Raw genomic sequence first — 15,363 nt, 5'->3', positions numbered from 1 at the left:
CTCACCGCCGTACGCGCCCAGCACGCCGCTGATGTCGCGGCCCGCGGCGCCTGGGCGGCCCTCCCTGACGGCCTGGACCGCAAGGTTCGTCAGTGACATCGAGCGAAGGTCACGAGGGGCGATGCCGCAAGCGGCACTCGCCAGTTGAGAGGATCACTTCCGAGGAGTATCATGGCATCGTATCAGCGAGTCACCGCAGTCCTGGGTTGAACATGATGGCCAGCAAAACGTCAGCCACACATGACCATGCTTCCCGAAGACCTGAACCCAAGCACGGCCTTTGATCAATCGCGCGCAGTGCTACGCGGTGCCGTCCATGCGGTGGATGTTCCCGAGGTGCGGAAGATGGTCACCATCATCTTGGCACTACAGCAGGCCGACGTGAGCATCTCCCGTGGCGGCTTCCTGGTGGATTTCGGATTCCGTCTGGGATCACTGTCGTATTGGCCAAAGCTCGCCGCGCCTACGCTGTACGCTTTGTGCCGCTCTCATCTTGGCTCACAGTCCGCGCGCTTCTCCTTGAACACCGAGCAGATCAGGCAGATCCGGATCGGGGAGAGCAAGTCCGACCGCTGGCTCTGGCTCTTCGAAGAGCCGCGACGCATCCTCGTGTTCTGCAGAGAGGCGACTCATGAGGTCCAACCCGAGAACCCAGGCCAGCTCGAACGGTGGGTGTCGGCGAGCAAGGTGTGGGCCGTGTTCGAGCAGCCCATGCCCTGCCCGCACTGTCGCGTCAGCGCGGCGCGTTTCCGTGCCGTGGAAAGAGCTCTCGTCTGCCAGGCATGTGGACTCTCGTGGGCCGTGGAGCGCAGCGTTCTCGAGGGCGCAGTCCTTGAGACAGGTAGCTGACTCGCCGCGGCTGACCGACGGTCCGCGCACCCTCGCGCTCTCCGCGGCGCACGGCATGCGCTACCTGCTCACCTGGAACCGCACGCACATCGTCAACGCCACGGCGCGCGCGCTTCGCTGCGATGCGTCACCGGTCACGGGCTCTCAGCAAGGCGGCGAGCGCGCGAACCTGTCTGCCATTGCCGACAGCGTGTCGTCGCTGGCCGTCACTCTCGTGTCGCGAGGTACAGACATCGCCTGTGTGGGTGGAGGTGCATCGAACGCTCGATGCACTCGAGAAGAAGAGCGTCAAGGTCTCATGCGTCCTGGCACGCGTTCTCTTCATACGGCGGACGCATCAACGCAAGAATGAACACGCGTAGAGTTGCGCGCGCAATTGCGTGCGCTATCACCCGTAAGTCCACCTTATCCGTCGATGGACGATCCCATCGTCGCGATGGAAATTTACAGGTGGATGTAACAAGTGAATGGCGGTAGGGCACTCGCAACTCCTACGCGCCTGTTCAACCGAGGCTCGTGCGTCCTCATCGCCGGGCGACGCGCGATCCCCCCACGAGGTGTGAACATGAAAGAACTCATCGCAGGTGCCCGATCCTCCCGAGCCGAAGCCCTCGCCCGAACGAAGACCTCGTGCTACGCCGCTTCGGCCCTCCTCCTCTCCGCCGCCATGGCCGGCTGCAGCGGCTCGCTCGATGAGGTGGATGTCGCTGGCGCGAGCCTGGAGGAAGGCCAGGCAGAGGGCGCGCTCGAGATCGGCGATGGCTCGGGGGACGACGCCGCCCTCGGCGGCGGTACCCCCGCCCCCGCGCTTGCGTGCGCGCCGCTTTGCAGCGGGAGCTGCACCCCCATCGATCTCGCGACCATCAACACCAACGGCGCAATTCAAATCGCGCTGACGGACCAGTACGTGTACTATGGCGGCGGCTATGGCTCCGAGGTCAGCGACGACGAGGTAGGCAGGGTCCCCAAGGCCGGCGGCGCGAAGAGCACCCTCATCGATCGGCTCACGTACGTGACCGAGGTTGTGGGAAGCGGCCCATACGCCTACTTCGCCGGCAGTGGTCGCGGCCTCGGGAGCAAATTGAACAGGGTGAACCCGGACGGCACCATCACCGCGCTGCCGATCACCGGCGGCTACCCGTCGGGGGTGGCGGTGGGCTCGACCCATATCTACTGGATTGGCAACAGCCAATACAACATCTACGCCCGGCCGCTCTCGGGCGGAACCCCTTCCCTGGTCGTCCCTGGCGGGGGCGGGTTGCGGACGTCGTTGTTCGAGGACGGCGATAGCCTGTACTATCGCGAGCTCGCCTCATCTGGCGTCATGAAGGCGCCCAAGTCTGGCGCCACAGCGCCGACCAGGTTCATACCTCGTCTGAGCTGGCATCTCGACTTCGACGAGGCCAACGCCTACTACGCCGCGAACGGGGTCTACAGAATGCCCAGGAGCGGCGGCGCCGCCGTCCAGCTCGCCACCGGAGGGACGAGGGTCGTCGTCGATGACGTGAGGATCTACTGGCTCGATGGAACGGCCCTCCGGGCGATGTGCAAGGACGGCACCGGAACCGAGGTCCTGGCGTCCACCGGCGAGCGTTACAACCTCGCCGTGGACAGCACGGGCGTCTACTGGGCTGGCGAGGGCAAGATCCGGAAGATCGCAAAGTAGCCCGCCTGCGGCGCTGTTTTGCACGGTAGCTACCTCGGAGACCGGGACGCCTCCTGAGAGGCAGTCCCGTCGTTCATGTCCCTCGTGGCGATCAGAGCCGGCCCTGCGCGAGCAGCTCGCGGGTGCGCTTCAGCGTCGACAGCAAGGCGCTCTTGTAGCCCTTGTCGCTGTTCATCAACTCCTGCTCGGCCTGCTCCTCGGGGCCGTTCGGCTCCTTGCCGCGCAGGCCGAGGTAGCAGTAGAAGCGGAGCTGGAGCGCGCCGGCGGCGTCCTCGAACAGCTCGTTGATGATCGCGCCCTCGCGGGGACCGGTGGCCTGGAAGAAGGTGACCTTGCTCTGCGGCTCGAACGTGACGATCTCGCGCAGGTCGTCGCCCGCGATCGTGGCTTCACGCACGATGTGAGAACCGCTCTCCTCGACGACGTCGCAACGGGTGCAGAGGCCGGGCGGGAGGAACTGGCGGGCGTCGCGGGCCTTGAGGACCAGGCCCTCCCATGCCTGCGCGCGGGTCAGCTCGGTCTCGCCTTCCGGGTTCACCGGGACGGTGGCGGTCGAATAGATCATGATGAGATTCCTCGTCGTGAGTGTTGATGTTCGCTCGGCCGTCAGGCCGAGGTCGCGACCTCGGCGGCGAAGTCGCGGTAGGAGCGATCGCTCCGGTTTGGTCAAGAGACACCCTGTAGGCTAGTGATTTACATTCGTGCCGATAGGCGTTATCCTGGAACAGGCCGTCTCACTGGTGGAACACATGGATCTGCTCGCTCTCGCCGATTTCAGCCTCGTCGCTCGACACGGAGGCTTCGGACGAGCCGCTCGCGCCGCGGGGCGCCCGAAGGCGACCCTGTCCCGCCGGGTCGCGGAGCTGGAGGCCGCCCTCGACCTGCGTCTCTTCGAGCGCGGGGTGCGCACACTGAAGCTCACCGAGGAAGGACGGGCGCTCTTCGAGCGAACGGGGGCATTGCTCACCGAGCTCGACGAGGCTGCGGCAGCGATCGCGTCGGGTGGGGACCGGCCGCGAGGCAAGCTACGAATCAGCGCGCCTCTGCTCTTCTCGCAGACCGCGATGGGCAAGCTCGCGGCCGGGTTCGCGCTGAAACATCCGGAGGTCCGGCTCGAGGTCACGACGGAAGATCGGACCGTCGACATGGTAGAGGAAGGTTATGACCTGGTGATCCGGGTCAACCCGGCTCCGGATGAAAGCCTTGTCGGACGGATCTTGATGCGCGATCGGCTGGTGGTCGTCGCGAGCCCGGGACTCGCTCGACCGGCGGGCGATCGTGCTGTTCCGGCTGTCGTCCGGGGGGCAGGCGACCGGACTGCAGCCTGGGATGTCATGGCGCCGGCTGGAAGATCACGCATCGTGGTCGATCCAGTCCTGCGCCTGTCGTCGCTCATCATGGTCCGCGATGCTGTCCGGGCGGGCGTCGGCGCCGGACGCCTCCCAGTCTCACTTGTAAGTCACGATCTGGCCGCTGGAACTCTGGTGCACTGGGGCGATGTGGACGGCCCAGACATCGTCCTGTGGACGCTCTATCCGTCCCGGCGGCTGCTGAGCGCTCGTGTATCCGCCTTCCTCGACCATTTGAAAGAAGCCTTTCCGACGGGAAAGCCTGACGAGCTGGCGGCCTTCATCGGGGCATGAGGCGGCCAACCCCGCCGGCTTCTGCGCCACGGCGCTTGCTCCCACGGCGATCCACGGCAGCGCCTCGCGCCACGGCGGGCCTCTCCTACGAGGGCGCCCGCGCCAGATCGAGTTGCCGGAGGGGGAGCACGGCACGGGCGAGGCGTCATGTGCGGCGGGCGGTCGGGACCTCGTAGGCGAACGAGCCGCGCTCATCGAGGTGGTAGGCATGGACGTCACGGTCGATCTTCCGCCCGCCGGCGCTCGTGAACATGCGCCGGGGAAAGACGCGCACGCGGGCCTGCGCGGCGCCGGGGAGCAGCTCGAAGCGGCCGGCGCTGAAGCCATGGAGGCGGGTCACGCCGCGGCCGCCGGGGCCGTCGTGCTCCTCGAGACCGAAGAGGGAGGCGCCCTGCAGGGCGTGACGCGCGTGGCCGCCGCCGTGGGCGGTCGAGGTGGCGGTGCCCTCGTGCATGTGGCCGAAGAAGTGGGCGGCGAAGCGACCGGCCGGGTCGACCTCCTGGCGGAACTCCTGGCGTGCCTGCGGGTGGAGCCAGTCGGGCGGGTGGTGGGTGAGCAGCAGGTTGATGTGGTGGCGCTCCAACCACTCGGGGGCGTACTCGTCGCAGACGACGTGGAGCTGGCGCGGGTCCACGGCGAGCCGCTCCTGGTAGTCGCCGCCGGTGAGCTGCAGGAAGGCCGAGTTGAGACCGATGACGCCGAGATCGAGGCCGTGGAGCGACAGCGAGTACGAGCTGTCGCCCGGCAGGACGCCGGCCTTCCGGCGGTCGCGCACGTGCCACCGGCATGAATTGACCCAAGCGGTGTAGTTCTCGAAGGCCTGCGCGAGGAAATCGAGGTAGGCGCGGCCGCTCTTCTCGTCGAGCACGTGGTCGCGCAGGCGCGGGCGTTCGTGCCACTGCGAGAGGGCGAGCACGTACGGATCGAGGTCGCTCCTGGGGCGGTCCAGGTCGTGGTTGCCGGGCACGGTGATCAGCCGCGGCTGCGAGCCGAGCTGGTCGAAGCGCCGCCACAGCCTGTCGAGGGTAGCGTCGAGCTTCTCGAACTCGTCGCGGCTGCCGCGCTGGGTCAGGTCCCCCGTGAACAGCACGAGGTCCCACGGGCCGCACAGGTCGTGCAAGCGCGCGAGGTCGTCGAACAGCGCGCCCATGACGTTCGGCCACAGCCAGCTCGTGCCGCCCATACCCTGGTGGAGGTCGGTGAGGTGCAGCCAGCCGAGCGAGGCGGGCCTCGCGGGCGTGGACGGCGCTGGCCGCGAGGCGCTCGGGTCGTTCTCGGGAGGGCGGGTCGAGCGCGACAGCTTGGCCGAGGCGTCGAGACCCGGAACGACCACGCCGGCGGTCGTGGCGTCGCGTCCGGAGGCCGGACGCGCGGGCTCCGGCGCGGGCGTCGCGGCAGCGGGCGTCGCGGCAGCGGGCGTCGCGGCAGCGGGCGTCGCGGCCGGGGGCTCTTCGAGCTCGCCCGCGTCCGAGTCCGCGGCTTCTCCGGCGAGCTGGGCTCCCTGCCAGAGCAGCACGTCGACGCCGTGCGGCGAGATCGTGTGTTCCTCGAGGAGCTTGCGGACGCGTGCGCTGTAGTCGAGGTACCCGGTCGGCTTGCCGAGCGCGATGGGCGAGCCGCCGTCGATCGCGGCGAGCCCCCGCGCCATCGTCGTGGTCACCGGCGGGAATCGCCTGGGATCCCGGGTGTGCAGGATCATCGACGGGAACAGCCAGCCGCCGCCCGGGAGGCTGCCCCCGCGGCGGAGCGCGGCCAGGTGCCCGGCGAGCCAGGCTTCGTCGGCTTGCCATAAAGAAGGCACCGCCGCGTTCACGCCGTCGAGCGCGGCGACCAGCAGGTTCGCGTTGTTGCCGACCAGGCCGGTGGCGAAGCGATTGTTCACGTCGCGGCCGTCGATGTGGTCGGCGTTGAAGAGCTGGAGCAGCCGCCGGAGGCCGGTCTCGTCGAGCTGCCCGAGGGAGCCCTCGATCAGCCCGCGCGCTCGCGCGAGCGCGCCCTCCCGCCGGGCGATGCGCTCCGGGTGCAGCTGGGCCCGCGTCTGGCGCAACACCTGTTGGCGATCGAGCATAGGCGGCCACTATACCCCGGCGCGCCCTTCAGCGGGCGCCCGTGCGTCACCTTCCGGGTCGTGCGCTGGCGGCAGGAGCGCGAGGGCCCTACACGGAGCCCGTCGAGTCCGGCGCCGTGAGCGGCACGGTGCCGCTCGTCCACGATCCGAAGCGCGATGCGAAGACGGGGCTGCTCGCCGCGGGCAAGCACAAGGCAAGCACAAGTGGAAAGGGAAGGGCTTTCGCTTCAAGCTCCGTTGCCGGTGCAGAACGTCTCATGGTATCGTCGAGCCCCCGCCGGGCTCAGCGGTCATGTTCTACCTATCCTCGCATCCGGCATACATTGGAGCCTGAACCTCGATGAGCGACGATCCCCAGCTAGCACACTGTACAGCACGAATCGGAACGGTCCTCCGGGGTAAATGGCGCATCGATTCGCTCATCGGTGTCGGCGGGATGGCTGCGGTTTACGAGGCGACACACAGGATTGGCCGGCGCTGCGCGATCAAGATCCTCCATCCGGAAACCGCGGTCTCCAAGGAGATTCGAGCCAGGTTCGAGCAGGAGGCGCTCGCGGTGAACCAGCTCGGTCACCCCGCAGCCGTCAATGTCATCGACATCGACACGAGCGAGGATGGCTCACCGTTCCTGGTGATGGAGTTGCTCGACGGCGAATCGCTCGGCAAGCGCGCCCACGGCTCCGGCGGCATCGAGGAGCGCGAGCTGCTCCGCATCGTCTCGACCGTCCTCGAAGTGCTCGATGTCGCGCACGGGCTCGGCATCGTTCATCGAGACATCAAACCTGACAATCTGTTCTTGACCTCTTCAGGCGGCGTCAAGGTCCTCGACTTCGGGATCGCTCGAATGAAACAGGGCGGCTCCAATGTTCGCACACGCACCGGCACGATGCTGGGGACCATACCTTACATGTCGCCCGAACAACTCGCTGGTGGCCAGATCGACGGGCGGGCCGACATCTTCGCCGTTGGCGCGACGATGTTTCGAATCCTGGCAAAGCGCCGTGTCCACGAGGGCTCCACGGAGAGCGAGCTCCTCATCAAGATGGCGACGCTGCCCGCGCCGGCCCTGCGCACCGTCGCCCCCTCTGTCAGCCCAGAGGTTTGCGCCATCGTCGATCGCGCTCTCGCCTTCGACCCATCGCGCCGCTATCCGACGGCCCGCGCCATGCGCGAGGACATCGAGCGAGCTCTGGGCGCCAACGCTACCCCTCACGCGCCAGCTTCAGTGTCGATCCGAGCGGACGTGTCGTCTCCAGTCAGCGTCGATGGCCCGACGATGGCTGCTCCTGCTCCCGGCCAGGCGATGCAGGCACCCATGGTCGTATCCGCGCCGCCTGATTCTACTGCAACCGGCCCACGATCGGGCTCGAGCTCTCCATTCTTGCTGATTGCGGTGATTGGCTCTTTTGCTGTGGCTGTCTGCCTCGCCGCTGTCTTCTTCGTTGTTCGTTCGCAAGGCTCCGCCGAAGACACTCGTGAGAGCGCGGACGATGAGACATCTCAAGAGGACAAGGCGGGCGGCAGTTCTCGCACGATGGCCACTTCTTCCAGTGCCAGCACGCCATCCTCGACCAATACCAGCACGCCGCCCTCGACCGCTGGGCCCGCATCGACGCGCGGGCCCGTCCCGAACGGCAAGTATCGCCTCCTCATGAAAGACGGCAAATATCCATTTTGCGTCACGTCGAAGTTGAAAAAAGCTTATCCAGTACGCACGAACGACGATGGCGTCAAGGTGTGCAACGGCACCCCCGAGGGGCCCATTCCGATTGACGAACTCAAAGCCTACCACCCCTCCGAGTTCCAATGGGAATAGCGCCGTGAGGAGCGGCGGCCTTATCTTGCACCGTACCGGCATGCCGAAGAGCACGCCGCCGCCCAGCTCCCCGATCGCCCGCCCTCGATGTCTCCGATCTCGCCTCCGCGCCGAGGCTGGAGGTTCCGGCGATGCGGACGGCGACCGGCGAGCTACGGCACCATGCACTGTGGCCATCCTTGTAGGCTGATGTCGGCGTACGGGACCAGAGCCACGAACATCGCGGAACTGCACAGCTTTTCCGTGCGGTGGGTGGCTCGAGCATGGTGTTCACTCGGACGGGGTGCGGTTCCTCCGCTCTCAGCACCTTTGCGCGTGTAGACTCCCCGGCATGCCAGGGATAACCCCACCCAACGGGCGCTCGAGCACCGACGACGTCACGGTGCCCATGCTCGGGAAGCAACGCGACGCATCTGTCGTTGAGCTCTCAAGCTCGGCGCTCGGGGAAGAGATCGAGACTGCGGCACGGCCGTGGTCGGACGACGCACCCACGTTGGTGCGCTCAGACAACACGGCGCCAGCGCTGATCGGGAGCTTGATCTCGGAGCGGTACCGCGTCCACGAGCTCATCGGGCAGGGCGGCATGGGGGCCGTGTACCGCGGCGAGCAGGTGCATCTCCGCAAGCAGGTCGCGATCAAGGTCCTCCAGCCGAGCGCCCGTAACCTCCCCCAGATCGTGGCGCGGTTCGAGCGCGAGGCGATCGCGGGGGCGCATATCCAGCACCCGAACGTGGTCTCGGCAAACGACTTCGGTCAGCTCGCGGATCGGTCGCATTTTCTCGTCCTCGAGTATGTCGAGGGCACCCCGCTCCAGGACGTGATCGCCTCGGCTCCGCTCCCCGCGCGCCGCGCGCTCCACATCGCGAGGCAGCTCGCGTCTGCTCTGGAGGCGGTGCACGCGAAGGGGATCGTCCACCGCGATGTGAAGCCGCAGAACATCCTCCTCGGCGCCCGTGATCAGGTGAAGCTCATCGATTTCGGCCTCGCCAAGGTGAACGTGGAGCTCCTGTCCACCGAGAGCCGCGAGGCCACGCGCAAAGGCCAGGACCTCACCGCTGCCGACCAGGTCCTCGGCACGCTCAGCTACCTCGCGCCGGAGGCCGTGCGCGGCATGGATGCCGTCGACGCTCGCGCCGATCTCTATGCGCTTGGAATCATCATGTACGAGATGCTGTCCGGGAGAGGCCCGTTCGACGCGAGCGACGGCCAGTCTTCCTTCCGGCAGCGGCTCCTCGAGGATGCGCCCCCGCTCCGCCAGCGTGCTCCGGGAGCAGGTATCCGCCCCGACGTGGAGGCGATCGTGATGCGGCTCGTCCAGCGAGACCCGATCCAGCGGTATCCGGCGGCCGCCCACGTGATCGCGGCCATCGACGGGGCCATTGCGGCGATGGAGGGCGCGCCGAGGCAGCTCGAGCCGACCGTCATGATGCACCCCGGCGCTCCGGGGCGCCAGACGAGCGCGACACCGCTCGCGTCCAGGTGGACCTCGCCGGCGATGCGGCCGTGGCTCATTGCGTCCATCGTCGTATCGCTCTTGCTCAGCGTCGCGCTCTTGATCGCCATCCTGCTCAGCTGACAAACCGCCGGTTCACACGTCCCACGCGATCTTCAGCTCCCTGAGGCCGCGGTGGATCGGGTTCACGATGTAGCTGAGCTCCTGGTCCGGCGCGAGCCGCAGCCCCGGCAGGCGCTGGAGCAGGAGCTCGAGGGCGACCCGCACCTCCAGCCGCGCGAGCGGCGCGCCGACGCAGAAGTGGATGCCGTGGCCAAAGGCGATGTGCCGCGTCACGTCCTGGCGGCGCAGGTCGAACCGGGCGGCGTCGTGGAAGTACGCCTCATCGTGGTTCGCCGAGGCGAACATCAGGGCGAGGGTCGCCCCCTTCGGCAGCTCGACCCCGCCGATCTCGACCGGCTCCGTCGTGGTGCGCATGAGGGCCTGCACCGACGTGTCCGCGCGCAGCGTCTCCTCGACCGCCCTCGGGATGTTCGCCAGGTCCTCGCGGACGAGGCGGAGCTGGTCGGGCAGGCTGAGGAGCCGGTAGACGCAGAGGCCCAGGAGGTTCGTGGTCGTCTCGTGGCCCGCGAGGACCAGGACCGCGCAGGCGTTGATGAGCTGCAGGAGCGGAACCCGCGGCTCCTCCTCCTGCGACGCCTTCACCAGGTCGCTGAGCAGGTCGTCGCGCGGCCGCGCGCGCCGCTCCTCGATGAGGCGTGTCCAGTAGCGCTCGGACTCCAGGAGGCGGCCCACGACCTCGCGCTGCTGCTCGGGGGTGAGCTGGAGCGCGACGAGCGCAATCCAGTCGTCCGCCCACTGCTTGAGCTGCGCGAGGTCGTCCTCCGGCGCGCCGAGGACGCTGAGGATCGTCCGCATGGGCAGGGGAAAGGCGAGGTCGCTCACGAGGTCGGCGGCGCCGCGCCCCGCGAACCGATCGATGAGGCTCGCGGCGATGGCGCGGACGCGCGCCTCGAGATCGGCGGTCTGCCGCGCCGCGAACGCCTTGTTGACCATGCGCCGGATCTGCGTATGAGAGGGCGGGTCGTTGTTGGTGAGCGAGCTCCGGGACAGGTAGCTCGCCCGCACCGCCTCCAGGGTCTCGGGCGTGCGGTCGAGCGGGACGTTCACCGACTGCGCGGACGAGAAGCGGGCCGGGTCCTTCAGCACGGCGATGACGTCGTCGTACCGGGTCACGTGCCACATCCTGCTCAAGGGGCTGTAGAAGACCGGCTCTTCCCGCCGCGCGCGAGCATAGAACGGGTACGGATCCTCGAGCTGCGCGCCATGAAACGGGTTGAACTCCTCGCCGAGGCGCGAGACCGGGCAGGTTCCTGCCGGCGTGGCGGGCGACGCGGTCGCGTCATCGGTCGGGTCGATTGCCATGATTGCGTCAGCTACGCCGCTCCTTCTGGTGAAGCCCGGTCAAAACGCCTGGGATTGCTTGGCGACTTCGCGCCGCCGTTGCTCGCCTTTCTCCGCGGCGATCTCCTCGTTCAACACCTTGCGGCGAGCAGGCTGGAAGTAGCGCAGGTACATGTTGTGAGGCGTTCGCTCGAGCTCGATCACGATGCCGTCTTTGCGCAGCCACGTCGCGAGGTTGGACTCGGGAGTGCGCGTGATCTTGGCGCGCCCGTACTTCGGCTCCAAAAGCTCGATTGTACGGTCCACCTTGCCTGCGTCGACCCACTCGCCAAAGTCGTATTCGGCCACCGCAAAGTCGCCGGCTCTCGTGTAGCCCACCCTTAGCGTGCTACTGTCCAGCAGCAGATCCTTACTGCCGTAGACGTCGTACCAGAACGAGTCGTCTTCCCGCTGCACGTTGCCACCATTTTTCACGATGGCAGGGCGCAGGGTCTCGCGATCGGCGCAGCTGAGGGCTACGTCGAAGAGCTTCGTTTCGGCTTGGCTCACACATTTTTCGCGTTCTGCCAGGAGAGCGAGCCATTGCTTGGCGCGCTCGTTGCCCAGCTCGGCTGCGCGCCCGGCGAGCTCTTTCGCCCGAGGAACGTCCGTCGGCAGGAATTTGCCTTCTGCGTGGACACGCGCCAGGTCGAAGAGAGCCAGCTTGTCATTTTGCGCCGCCGCGCGCGATAGCCAGCTGATCGCCTCTCGAGCGCGATCCGGATCCTTACCGTCGCTCATCAACGTGAGCGCGAGGTTACGCTGAGCGTCGGGCGAGCCCTGCTCGGCGGCCTTGCGGTACCAGCGCTGAGCCTGAGCTTTATCCGCCTCGACGCCTTCTCCGCGCTCGAGCACGAGGGCATATTTCGACTGACCCAAGACGCTGCCCCCCTCGGCTGCCCGACGGTACCAGGCTGCAGCCTTGACCAGGTCTTTGGTGACGACGCGGCCTTGGTAGTACATATCCCCCAGAACCTCCATCGCCTCAGCATTGTGCGCCGCGCTCGCTTGTTCGTAGTAGCGAAGCGCCTTCGTGAGATCCGCGGTAACGCCGATGCCGTATTCGTAAATGACACCTAGCAGCACGCTGGCGTCCCCATCGCCCGAAGCCGCGCGGGGCTCGAGCTGCGGCAGGGCTTCGCGAAACATGGCTTCACCCCGCGGCTTGTCCGCCAGCTCGCCCTGCGCGTTCGTGTAGTACAAGGAGCCAAGGAAGAAGTGCGCGAAGGGGTCGGCTTCAGCGTGCGCCTTCAGCCAAGCCAGGGCGTCCGCGGAGCCATTCGCGGCAGCGCGCTTCGCATGGGTGTAGGAGAGCACTGGCGATTTCGTCACGCCCACGCCCAATCGATAACGCTGCGAGAGCACCCATTGTCCCTCCGGGCTGACCGGCTCCTGCTCGACGGGCCCGTCGAAATTCGGGACCAGGGCAGGCGTGTCGGCTGGCTTGGTGGCCGTGCTGTGCTGCGTGACAGCGGCGCTCGGACTCGGCGCGGGAGGTCCCGCCGCAGCCCCACCTCCGCAGCCTGCGAGGCCGAAGACAACGAGCGAACCGGATAGCGCCTTCAGGCGCACGGACATACCACCGCGCGAAGAGGAACCCATCAGAAGCCTCCGGGCCGGCAGGCTAACACGAGCCGAGGGCGCGCAGGTAAGAGAAGGTGGCTACGCGGCGTCCCCGAGCGCCTTGCGGCGCTAGGCGGACTGGTCGATCGCCTGGAGCGTCTCGCGGAGCGCCTGGGCCTCGGCCCCCTCGAGGATCACGGACGCCGCGAGGGGCGTGGGCACGTGTTCGCGAAACTCCACGGGCTGGAAGGCGGCGATGGCGCCGGACGCGGTGTAGGCGAGATCCAGGCGCACGGCGGAAGTGTCCGGATCGCCCTCCGCGTCCAGGGCGAAGGGGAGCTTCGCGATGGCGGCGAAGTCCCGCCTCGCCAGGGCGGCGGTGAGGGCTTCGGCGGGGCAGGTGAAGTAGCGGAAGCCCTCCTCCACCTTTTCACGCGTGGGGGAGTAGACGAGCTCACTCAGGATCAGCCATTTGCGGCGGGTGGCGAAGCGGGGGTCGGCGCGCAGCGAGTCGGACAGATCTTTGATCTCCATGGGTCCGTTCATATCGCAAGCGAGCCCAGGAATCTCCTCTGGCGAGCAGGCTCCTTCTCCAACGCGCCCCCCTCGGACGACCCTTCAACACAAGCGCTGACCTGCGGCCCCTCGAAAGAGTTGGCCGCGATCGGACCCGGGGGAATCTACCCGGGTCCGATCACCGACGCCGTCGGCAACATCACCAGTTTTTGTGGAGGCGCCAGGAGTCGAACCTGCCCGATGTCGGGCAGACTCGTGCAGAACCGCACCAGCGACAGGTTCTCCTTGAAGACCTGCGGCAGGTAGGAGTGACCGGATCGCGAGCGCCTACCGGCGCCGACGCCGCAGAACGAGCGCAGAAGCGACCAGCCAGAGAGCGGCGGCGCGTCCGCCGTTCCCGGTGCTCGCGCCCGTCCGGCAAGCGCACGAGCCGTCTGGATCGGCGCCGGTCGCGCCGTCCCCACCCGAGCCACTGGCAGCTTGCGCGCTATCCCCGTTACCACCAGCGCCGGCGTTACCGGAGGGAGCGGCGCCGCCGCTACCCGAGCCAGCGGTGACGGTCGCTCCGCCGGTGCCTGCGGTGACCGAGCCGCCGCCGCCCGAGGTCGCGCCCCCGGCGCCGTCGCTGCCGCCGGCACCGCCTCCGCCGCCACCGTCGCCGCCACCCGGCATGGTGGGTCCGGTAAACCGCCACCAGTTGAACTTGAAGAGGTCGCCGTTGCCACCGACGAACTTCAGGAACAGGTCGTGTTTCCCGCTGCCCCCGGTGACCTCACAGGTCTTGGTGGTCCAGGCCGCCGCGCCCGAGACGTCACACGTCCCGAGCAGCGTGCCGGTCTCACTGTCGAGGTGGAGCTCGATCTTCGCGTTGCTGGCCGCGGACGATACCCGGGCCTCGAAGGTGGTCACGCCGTCCAGGAAATCGACGTCCTTCACCTTGATGTAGTCGCCATTGCTGATGGACGTGACGTTCATGCCGGCGCCGGTGTCGGTGCACACCTCGGTCTTGAGCCCGGACGAGAAGGCGATGGTCTCGGCCTCGACTTGCTTGAACGGGTCCAGCGTGGCGACGGCGGACGGTCCGTTCTTGGTCATCGAGATGCTCGGAATGCTGCCGTCGGCGCCGTACGTGAACTCCTCCACGCAGACCGAGCGCTTGAAGTCACCGCCGCCCGGCAATGCGTTGTTGTGATAGAAGAAGTACGAGTGACCCTTGTAGTCGACGACGCCGGCGTGATTGGTGAAGGTGCGGCCAGGGCCCATGATGTCGCCGCGGATGTTCCAGGGCCCGGTCGGGCTGTTGCTGGTCGCGTAGCTGATCTTCTCGCTCCCGGAGATGGCGGCGTAGACGAGGTAGTACAGCGACCCTCGCTTGTAGAACCACGGCCCCTCGGTGAAGCCGCTCAACGACACGTTGGTGATGCTCCCCGAGGTGCTGATCATGTCCGAGTTCAGCTTCACGTACCGGAGGGTGCCGTTCCCCCAGTACATGTAGGCCTGTCCATCGTCGTCGACGAACACCGTCGGGTCGATGTTGCCGGAGCCGTTCTGGGCCAGCTCCCTTCCGATCGGGTCCATGAACGGGCCTGCCACGTTGTCCGAGACGCCCACGCCGATCTTCGCGCCGGTGGCGTTGTTCAGCGGCACGTAGAGGTAGTACTTGCCGTTCCTGGCGACACCCTGCGGCGCCCACGCGTCGCCGGTCCCCCACCTGAAGGTCCTGTAGCTCGCGGGCGAGCCGTGGTCCGTCCAGTTGACCATGTCCGTGGTGGAGTACAACCTCCAGTCGTTCATGGTGTAGAAGTTGTTCACCGACACGTCCTCGTCGTGTGACGTGTAGAGGTACAACGTGCCTTCGTGCACCATGGGAGCGGGGTCGGCCGTGTAGAAAGTCTGCACGATCGGGTTGTCCGCCCGAGCGGGGGACGGAATCGCGGCGACGATGGCCGCCGCCACCGCCGACAGGGTCATGCTGCTTGCTCGGTACCACGTTGTGTTCAGGCGCACGTTGAATCCTCTCGCGAGCGGAATTGCTGGCGCCCCGCACCCCTGGTGCTGACTCGACGGAGGCGCCATGAGATGAGAGGACAGCCCGCGCAAAGGCACGCGCAGGGCGACCCCCCCAGGGCAAAGCACAAGTATACCCTTTCAAAATGTGAACGATCACATTCCTGGTGTCAAACCCAATCGACCGCCCGACGTCGCCGGTGTGAACGGTCACATTTTCGAGCTGCGATGGGGTGGTCGAGCGTGCCCTTCACCGGATGAGACGCCGGATGTCGAGGAGCATGAAGCTGATGGGGCCATGATCATGAGAGTCCGCATTGGCTTTGCCGGCGGCTCTGC

The 15,363-nt window shown here is 67.2% G+C and carries 12 protein-coding genes; 6 read left to right on the top strand and 6 right to left on the bottom strand.

What is annotated here, in order from left to right; all coding sequences use genetic code 11:
• Window positions 1–240 precede the first annotated feature (240 nt).
• The 3 genes from WME85_RS08755 to WME85_RS08745 all read left to right on the top strand — a co-directional run bounded on the left by WME85_RS08755 (window position 241) and on the right by WME85_RS08745 (window position 2,515).
• On the top strand, window positions 241–849 hold the full coding sequence (locus WME85_RS08755) for a hypothetical protein (protein WP_437836988.1): 609 nt from the start codon (window positions 241–243) through the stop codon (window positions 847–849).
• Window positions 850–904: 55 nt separating this feature from the next.
• Window positions 905–1,201: a hypothetical protein gene (locus WME85_RS08750; protein WP_437836986.1), complete on the top strand. Its 297-nt coding sequence runs from the start codon at window positions 905–907 to the stop codon at window positions 1,199–1,201.
• Between the two features lie 213 nt (window positions 1,202–1,414).
• Window positions 1,415–2,515, top strand: a complete 1,101-nt coding sequence (locus WME85_RS08745) for a hypothetical protein (RefSeq protein WP_437836985.1) — start codon at window positions 1,415–1,417, stop codon at window positions 2,513–2,515.
• Window positions 2,516–2,606: 91 nt separating this feature from the next.
• Here WME85_RS08745 and WME85_RS08740 read toward each other — a convergent pair whose 3' ends face one another.
• Window positions 2,607–3,080: an SRPBCC family protein gene (locus WME85_RS08740; protein ID WP_437836983.1), complete on the bottom strand. Its 474-nt coding sequence runs from the start codon at window positions 3,078–3,080 to the stop codon at window positions 2,607–2,609.
• 184 nt (window positions 3,081–3,264) lie between these two features.
• On the opposite strand from WME85_RS08740, the gene WME85_RS08735 reads away from it, so the two are divergent.
• Window positions 3,265–4,158 carry a LysR family transcriptional regulator gene (locus WME85_RS08735; RefSeq protein WP_437836981.1) on the top strand — a complete coding sequence of 298 codons (894 nt, stop codon included), beginning with the start codon at window positions 3,265–3,267 and terminating at the stop codon, window positions 4,156–4,158.
• Between the two features lie 145 nt (window positions 4,159–4,303).
• Here the strand turns inward: WME85_RS08735 and WME85_RS08730 are convergent, their stop codons facing one another.
• Window positions 4,304–6,226 (bottom strand): metallophosphoesterase family protein, encoded by a 1,923-nt coding sequence (locus WME85_RS08730; protein WP_437836979.1) that lies wholly within the window; start codon window positions 6,224–6,226, stop codon window positions 4,304–4,306.
• Between the two features lie 340 nt (window positions 6,227–6,566).
• Between WME85_RS08730 and WME85_RS08725 the strand changes: the two genes are divergently transcribed.
• Window positions 6,567–8,042, top strand: a complete 1,476-nt coding sequence (locus WME85_RS08725; protein WP_437836977.1) for a serine/threonine protein kinase — start codon at window positions 6,567–6,569, stop codon at window positions 8,040–8,042.
• Window positions 8,043–8,538: 496 nt separating this feature from the next.
• Complete coding sequence (locus tag WME85_RS08720; RefSeq protein ID WP_437842259.1) at window positions 8,539–9,618, top strand: serine/threonine-protein kinase; 1,080 nt, start codon at window positions 8,539–8,541, stop codon at window positions 9,616–9,618.
• Between the two features lie 12 nt (window positions 9,619–9,630).
• Here WME85_RS08720 and WME85_RS08715 read toward each other — a convergent pair whose 3' ends face one another.
• The 4 genes from WME85_RS08715 to WME85_RS08700 all read right to left on the bottom strand — a co-directional run bounded on the left by WME85_RS08715 (window position 9,631) and on the right by WME85_RS08700 (window position 14,988).
• On the bottom strand, window positions 9,631–10,920 hold the full coding sequence (locus WME85_RS08715) for a cytochrome P450 (protein ID WP_437836975.1): 1,290 nt from the start codon (window positions 10,918–10,920) through the stop codon (window positions 9,631–9,633).
• Window positions 10,921–10,959: 39 nt separating this feature from the next.
• On the bottom strand, window positions 10,960–12,540 hold the full coding sequence (locus tag WME85_RS08710; protein WP_437836973.1) for a tetratricopeptide repeat protein: 1,581 nt from the start codon (window positions 12,538–12,540) through the stop codon (window positions 10,960–10,962).
• A 90-nt stretch (window positions 12,541–12,630) separates the two neighbouring features.
• Window positions 12,631–13,035: a hypothetical protein gene (locus WME85_RS08705; protein WP_437836970.1), complete on the bottom strand. Its 405-nt coding sequence runs from the start codon at window positions 13,033–13,035 to the stop codon at window positions 12,631–12,633.
• Between the two features lie 309 nt (window positions 13,036–13,344).
• A complete protein-coding gene (locus tag WME85_RS08700; RefSeq protein ID WP_437842257.1) occupies window positions 13,345–14,988 on the bottom strand; it encodes a glycoside hydrolase family 43 protein in 1,644 nt (547 codons plus the stop codon).
• Window positions 14,989–15,363 lie beyond the last annotated feature (375 nt).

Source organism: Sorangium sp. So ce1153, assembly GCF_051521595.1.
In the GTDB taxonomy this organism is placed as follows: domain Bacteria; phylum Myxococcota_A; class Polyangia; order Polyangiales; family Polyangiaceae; genus Sorangium.
This window is presented reverse-complemented; position numbering and strand designations above follow the sequence as displayed.